This window comes from Kitasatospora sp. GAS204B, from assembly GCF_029892155.1.
Taxonomy (GTDB): Bacteria; Actinomycetota; Actinomycetes; order Streptomycetales; family Streptomycetaceae; genus Kitasatospora.
The window spans coordinates 63,454-70,024 of sequence record NZ_JARZAG010000035.1 but is presented as its reverse complement, the minus strand read 5'-3'; the positions used below and the strand labels follow the sequence as shown (position 1 = coordinate 70,024).

Here is a 6,571-nt window from a genome sequence, read left to right as displayed (position 1 = left end):
ACGATCCTGCTGCTGTTGCAACGAAGGAGGCATGAGAGATCTCCGTAGTAGTCGGAGACCCATGTGTCACCAATGTCCGGCATTTTTATACCTAGGCGGTGGGTCAGGAGAGCAGCCGCAGCCGTTGCGCGGCCACCCGGATCCGCACGGTCTGACCCCAACTCAGCTGCAGCGCGTCCGACTCCACGCCGTCGCCGAACGCGACCAGGCGGTCGGACTCGACGGTCAGAGCCAGTTGCTCGGAGGCGTCGAACAGCCCCTGCACCTGGCTGGTCCCGGTGACCGGAGAGGGCCAGGCCTCCCGGACGAACCAGCCCACCGCCGGCGCGCTCGGCTCGGGCAGCCGTAGCGTGCTCTGCCGCTCCAGCCAGGCCGAGTGGCACCAGCCGGTGGCGCCCGTGCCGGTGCCGACCAGGATGCCGGAGGAGGCCTGCGCCTCGGCGGCGGCGCCGGGCGCCGTCAACCGGTAACGCGCGGTCTGATGGCCGCGCTGGCCGACGTAGATCTCGTTGAGCGCCAGCAGCCGCTGGGTGTCGTCGGCGACCGCCTCGACCATGGTGCGCTCGGTCAGGTGCGCGGCCGCCGTGGCGGCGGTCGCCACCCGCAGCAACTCGGCGACCTCCGCCGGGCGGTGCCGCACGAGCACCCCGGCGTTGCGGCCTGGGTCGGCGTCGATGCCGATCACCGGCTGTCCCGACAGGTACTTGGCCGCGTTCGCCACCAGGCCGTCCTGGCCGACCACGACCACCACGTCCTGCGGGGCGAACAGGAAGCGGTCCAGGTCGGCGCGCTCCACCCGGCTGCGCCGCCAGTCCAGCGGAATCGCGCCCGCCACCTCGGCCAGCGCCGCGAGGGTGCGGCGGTGGCGCTGCTCCACCTCGTCGAGCGAGCGGTCCCGGGCGGCGAGGAAGAAGGCGGCCTGGCCACGCGAGCCGTGCGTGGCCAGCAACTCCTCGTACTCGGTGCGGCGGTGCACCAGCACCACGCGCGGGGCGAGCGTCACCGCCCACTGCCGGCGGTGGGGGTGCGGCCCAGCTGGGACAGCAGGCCGGTGAGCACGTCGGGAGTGAGCGTGATGCTGTCGATCTTCGGCAGGTTCTCGGCCAGCCGGCCCAGCGCCAGGGCTTGCAGCACCTCGGGGTCGACCTGCTGGTGGGCTGTCAGCCAGGCCTCCTTCGCGGCCGCCTTGGCCGCGCCGTGCGCGCGCTCGGAGTCGGCCTGGGCGGCGGCCAGGATCCGGGTCGCCTCGGCCTCGGCGGTCGCCAGCCGGGTCCGCCGCACCGACTCCGCCTGCGCCCGCACCGCGTCGGCGGCGGCCTGCTGCTCGGCCTCGCGCCGGGCGTTGGCGCCCTGCTGAGCGACCAACTGCTCTTCCCGACGGGCGAGTTCGATCTTGCTGCCAAGCTCGTTCTCGGCGATCGCGCGCTCCCGTTCGACCGCCACCGCCCGGCGTTCGTAGGTCGCCCGGTCGGCCTCCTGCTGGACCCGCTCCCGGGCCGGCGTGCGCAGTGCCCGTTCCATCTCCGGCTCCGGTCGCAGCGCGGTGACCCGCACCGCGAGCACCGCCAGCCCGATCTCGGCCAGCCGCGGCTCGGCGGTCAGCCCCTCGGCCACCCGCCGCCGCACCGCCGTCACCCCGTCGGCGAGCGCCTCGGCGAGCGGGGTGCGCGCGATCAGTTCGAGGGCGTGCTGCTGGGCGGTCTCAGTGAGCAGCGTGCCGAGCTGGTCGAGCGGATCGGCCCGCCAGCTCCCGGTCTCCGGGTCGATGCCGAAGTCGAGCCGGGTGGCGGCCAGCGCCGGGTCGGTGATCCGGTAGGTGACCGTGGCCTGCACGGCGAGATCCTGGAACTCGGCGGTCCGGGCATGAAAGAGCATCGACAACTCCCGGTCATCGGCCGGGACTTCGGAGATCGCCGCAGTGAGCGGGCGGAACCAGAAGGCCAGCCCGGCCCCGTCGTGGGCGAGCTTGCCGCCGCGCAGGTGGCGGATGTGGGTGGTGGGGGCGGCCCGCAGGTGCCGCAGGCCGAAGCGGCGGGTGATGTCAGCCATGGCTCTTCCCTTCCCGGGGATCAACTCTTGGGGTTGGGCGATTTCTCGTCGAACTGACGATAAAGGATTGCGAGCCTTATCGTCAATACGACGAAATCGGAGCGCCGGGTCAGCGGGAAGCGCCGGCTCAGCAGGACTCGCGCAGGGTCTGGGTGCGCAGCGCGGCGATCAGCGGCAGCACGTCGTCACCGTCGGCGCTCTGGCTGACCGCGGCGATGGCGCCGATCACCGTCCGGGCGATGTGGCCGGCCACCGCGCTGTCGTCGCCACCGGCCTGCGCCCACGCTTCGAGCGTCTGGCCGAGCACCCCGCTGATCCGACCCAGCACGCTGCGGTCCAACTCCTCCGCCGCGTCCAGGGCCTGCTGCGAGGAGAGCCCGTCCGGACCGCCGACGGCCAGCGTCAGCAGGGCGCGCAGCGTTCGTTCGCCGTACAGGGCGAGCAGCGCCGGGAGCGCCCGTTCGCCCGCCTGGCGTTCGCCGAGCACCGTCAGCGCGTGTTCGTCGCGCTGCCAGCCGGCCTCCAACGCGGCCAGCGCCCGCAGGACTTCATCCCGAGTCAGCTCGGAGCCATCGTCTGCCATGCCACCACACGCTACGCGCAACGGGTCGACCGGGTGACCGATTGTGCCCTTTCGTCCCACCTCGGGGGAGACAGCCGAAGGGCGGCGGGCTCCTTCGCCCGCCGCCCTTCGCCCGCCGTCCTTCGACAGCTGCCCGTCTCCACAGCTGCCCGTCTCCACAGCTGCCCGTCACTCGAACGCTCAGAGCAGTTCGGGCGCCTCGTTGCCGACCGCCTCGATCGCCCGCCGGATCGGAACCCGCAGCAGCAGGGCGAAGCCGATCGCGAAGAAGACCAGCAGCGAGATGATCGCCACCCGGTAGCTGCCGGTCAGTTGGAAGGCCAGGCCGAAGACCAGCGGGCCCATCCAGCTGGTGCCCCGGTCGCTGATCTTGTAGAGGCTGAAGTACTCGGCCTCCCGCCCGGCCGGGATCAGGTGGGAGAAGAGCGAGCGGGACAGCGCCTGGCTGCCGCCGAGCACCAGGCCGATCGCGGCGGCCAGCGCGTAGAACCAGATCGGCTGGCTGGCCGGCATCACGTAGCCGAAGGCCAGCGTGATCACCCAGGCCACCAGCGAGCCCAGGATGGTCTTCTTGGCGCCGTGCCGCTGCGCGATCCGGCCGAGCAGCAGTGCGCCGCCGATCGCCACGATCTGCACCAGCAGCACGCCCGCGATCAGCGTGGTCTGCCCCATGTGCAGTTCCTCGCTGCCGAACAGCGAGGCCTGCGAGATGACGGTCTGGATGCCGTCGTTGTAGCAGAGGAAGGCGGCCAGGAAGAGCAGGGTGAGCGGGAAACGGCGCATCCCGCGCAGCGTGCCGACGAGCTCCCGCAGGGTGCCGCCGGCGTGCTCGTCGACCGGTCGCGCGACCGGCGCGGTGGCCGGACGCTGTGGAAGCCGCAGCATCGGGAAGACGGTGAACGCGGCCCACCACAGGCCCGCCGAGGCCAGGCAGAGCCGCACCGCCGTCCCGGAGGAGAGCCCGAGCGCGCTGTGCCCGAGGAAGAGCCCGAGGTTGACCACCAGCAGCAGCCCGCCGCCCGCGTAACCGAAGGCCCAGCCCTTGGAGGAGACCGCGTCCCGCTCGGCCGGCGCCGCGAGCCCCGGCAGGAAGGCGTTGGCCAGCGCCGCCGAGACCGCGTAGCAGATGTTGGCCAGCACCAGCAGCGCGCCGCCCAGCAGGTAGTTGTCGCCGTCCAGGAAGAACATCCCGACCGTCGCCGCCGCCCCGGCGTAGGCGAAGGCGCCCAGCAGCGTCTTGTGCTTGCCGGTGCGGTCGGCCGCGGCGCCGGCCAGCAGCATCACCACGACCGAGAGCAGCACCGAGGCCGAGACGGTGTACGGGAAGAACGAGCCGGCCCGCACCGGGATGCCGAGCGGGTGGACGTCGCCGTGCGCGTCCGCGGCCTTGGTGGCGACGTCCGTCAGGTACGGGCCGAGGAAGACGGTCAGGACGGTCGCCGAGAAGGCCGCGTTGGCCCAGTCGTTGAGGTACCAGCCGCGTTGGACGCGCCGGAGATCGACGGCGGCAGGCGCGGGGGCCGCCGTGTCGCGAACAGAATGTGGCAAAACCAGGCTCCGTGCTCGATCAGGACATCGCGCGGGGCGTCACGAACGGACGGCGATGCGATCCGTCATGATGCCATCGCGGCGCCGGTCGCGTGGAGCACGGATGTGTTCCGGTTCTGTGCTCCGGTTCCGTGCTCCGGTTCTGTGTTCTGGTTCGCCGGTGACCGGGAGGTGACCTGGGAAGCCGTAGCGGTCGGGGTGGCTCGCGCCCACCGGGTTCAGGCCGGCTGCCGGGCGGCGAACTGGTCGACCAGCGGCTGCGGCGCCGTCGGGCTGAAGCAGCTGATCAGGTTCGCGGCGGACTCGGCGGCCGCCGCCTCGCTGCGCGGGAAGAGGGCTTGCTCGTAGCGGCCGAGCGCGGTGGCCAGGTCGCCGCGGTGCGCGGCGATCGCGGTGCCGAGTTCGGCGCCGTCGAGCATGGCGAGGTTGGCGCCCTCGCCGGCGAAGGGGGACATCAGGTGGGCGGCGTCGCCGAGCAGCGTGACGCCGGGGGTGGGCTGCCAGCGGTGCCCGACGGGCAGCGCGTGGATCGCGCGCGGGACCAGCGCGCCGTCGGCCTCGGCGATCAGCGACCGCAGCCGCTCGTCCCAGCCGTCGAAGTGCTTCAGCAGCGCGGCCTTGGCCGCGTCGGGCTCGGCTTTGGCTTCGGTGAAGTCGAGCTCGCTGCCCCAGCCCTCGGGAGCCCGCAGCGCGACGTAGACGTGCACGGTGCCGTCGGGCTCGCGATGGGCGAGGAAGCCCCGGTCCTCGCCGAGCGCGAAGAACATGCCGCCGCCGACCAGGGCGGCGCTGACGGGGTGGCGGCTGTCGGCGTCCACCAGGTCCAGCTCCACCAGCGACATGCCGGTGTAGGCGGGCACGGCGTCGGAGACCAGCGGACGGATCCTCGACCAGGCCCCGTCCGCACCGACGAGCAGGTCGGTGGTGAAGGAGCCGCCGTCGGCGAGGGTCACCAGGTGGCGGCCTCCGCCCAGCGCCCGGGCACCGGTGACCTTGGCGCCCCAGCGGACGGTGTCCGCGGGCAGCGAGTCGAGCAGCAGCGCGCGCAGGCGGCCGCGGTCCACCTCGGGCCGCCCGCCCTCGCCGGTGTCCTCCTCGGCCAGGTGCAGCACGGCGTGCCGGTCCAGGATCCGCATCTCCTCGCCGCCAGGGAGGACCAGCGCGCGGAACTCCTCGTGCAGGCCGGCCGCCCGCAGCGCTGCTTGGCCGGACTCCTCGTGGATGTCGAGCATGCCGCCCTGGGCGCGGGCAGTTGGGGTGGCGTCGAGTTCGTAGACGGCTGCCGCGATCCCGTGCGCGTGCAGCACGCGGGCGAGGACCAGGCCGCCGAGGCCGGCGCCGATCACCGCGATCGGATGGTGGATCGGGTGGCCTTCGGTCGCCTCCGTGCTGCTGCCGGTGGTTGCTTCGGTGGTCATCTCAAGTGCTCCTCTGGTCGGGTTCGCCGGACCGGTCCGGCCGTGGCGTGTGGAGAATGCCGCTGATCAGCACCTGGAATCCCCAGGCGAGGCGGTCCTGGCCGGTGCCGGAGAGCAACTCGCCGCCGAGCGCGGCGAGCTGCGGGTGCCGGGCGCTGTCCGCTCCGCGCAGGGCCGCGCCGAGGTCGTCCATCTCCTGCTGGGCCTGGGCGTCGCCCGCCTGGTCCCGGGTGGCCTGCTCGGCCGCGGTGGCGGTGGCGTGTTGCAGCAGCAGGTCGACGGCCCAGGCGGCGCGCCCGGCCGGGACCCCGCCCTCGATGAGCAGCGCGAGCAGTGCCTCCAGCAGGTCCAGATAGCGGGCGCCGCTGGGCCGGGCGACCAGCGCGGAGCGGGCCAGGCCGGGGTGCTCGAACAGCACGTCGGTGTACGAGGTGAGCACCGTCGCCAGCCGCTCGCGCCAGTCGCCCGTCGTGCGTACCGCACTCAGGTCGACGGCGCCGAGCAACTCGTCCAGGATCGCGGCGTGCAGCTCGGCGGTGTTGCGGACGTAGACGTAGAGCGAGGCCGCGCCGGTGTCGAGCTCCTGCGCGAGCCGCCGCATGGTGGCCCGCTCCAGGCCTTCGGTACGCATCAGCGCGACGGCGGCCGCAACGATGCCGGCCCGGGTGAGCGCGGGCTTGGCGGGCCGCTCGCGACGGCTGCGGGGGGTCGGGGGAGGGGCTGCTGTCATGCCTCCAGCGTAGCGAACGCGTTCGTCGCGAACAAGTTTCTAACGAACGTGTTCGTTGGCGCGCTGCGCGAGGCCGCCACGCAGGCGCGGGGGTGACCGTCGCGGAGATCCACTGCCACCAACTCGCCGACGCGGACACGTATTCGCCCGGATCGAGTGAGACCTGGCGGGACACGCCGAGGGGCCGGTCGCGGCGCTGCCAGGATCGGGGACCGCACCCGGCCCGCCCGCCCCGCCCGAGCG

General features: G+C 73.2%; 6 protein-coding genes. All 6 read right to left on the bottom strand.

The window, feature by feature from the left end:
- Positions 1-103: 103 nt before the first annotated feature.
- A complete protein-coding gene (locus P3T41_RS33010; protein WP_280694286.1) occupies positions 104-1,003 on the bottom strand; it encodes a hypothetical protein in 900 nt (299 codons plus the stop codon).
- Entirely contained in the window at positions 1,000-2,049 is a 1,050-nt protein-coding gene (locus tag P3T41_RS33005; RefSeq protein ID WP_280694285.1) for an SPFH domain-containing protein, read from the bottom strand. Before P3T41_RS33005 ends, P3T41_RS33010 begins: the two co-directional genes overlap by 4 nt.
- A 127-nt stretch (positions 2,050-2,176) precedes the next feature.
- The gene (locus tag P3T41_RS33000) at positions 2,177-2,632 is read right to left on the bottom strand and encodes a hypothetical protein (RefSeq protein ID WP_280694284.1); all 456 of its coding nucleotides are present in this window, start codon (positions 2,630-2,632) and stop codon (positions 2,177-2,179) included.
- Positions 2,633-2,812: 180 nt separating this feature from the next.
- Positions 2,813-4,186, bottom strand: a complete 1,374-nt coding sequence (locus P3T41_RS32995; protein ID WP_280694291.1) for an MFS transporter — start codon at positions 4,184-4,186, stop codon at positions 2,813-2,815.
- Between the two features lie 212 nt (positions 4,187-4,398).
- A complete protein-coding gene (locus tag P3T41_RS32990; RefSeq protein ID WP_280694283.1) occupies positions 4,399-5,598 on the bottom strand; it encodes an NAD(P)/FAD-dependent oxidoreductase in 1,200 nt (399 codons plus the stop codon).
- Between the two features lies 1 nt (position 5,599).
- Positions 5,600-6,328, bottom strand: coding sequence for a TetR/AcrR family transcriptional regulator (locus P3T41_RS32985; protein WP_280694282.1), 729 nt, complete (start codon positions 6,326-6,328; stop codon positions 5,600-5,602).
- Positions 6,329-6,571: the final 243 nt, after the last annotated feature.

Bases quoted from the DNA above. Each gene is read 5' to 3' on its own strand.
- P3T41_RS33005 (WP_280694285.1), bottom strand. From the start codon at position 2,049: ATGGCTGACATCACCCGCCGCTTCGGCCTGCGGCACCTGCGGGCCGCC.
- P3T41_RS33000 (WP_280694284.1), bottom strand. From the start codon at position 2,632: ATGGCAGACGATGGCTCCGAGCTGACTCGGGATGAAGTCCTGCGGGCG.
- P3T41_RS32990 (WP_280694283.1), bottom strand. From the start codon at position 5,598: ATGACCACCGAAGCAACCACCGGCAGCAGCACGGAGGCGACCGAAGGC.
- P3T41_RS32985 (WP_280694282.1), bottom strand. From the start codon at position 6,328: ATGACAGCAGCCCCTCCCCCGACCCCCCGCAGCCGTCGCGAGCGGCCC.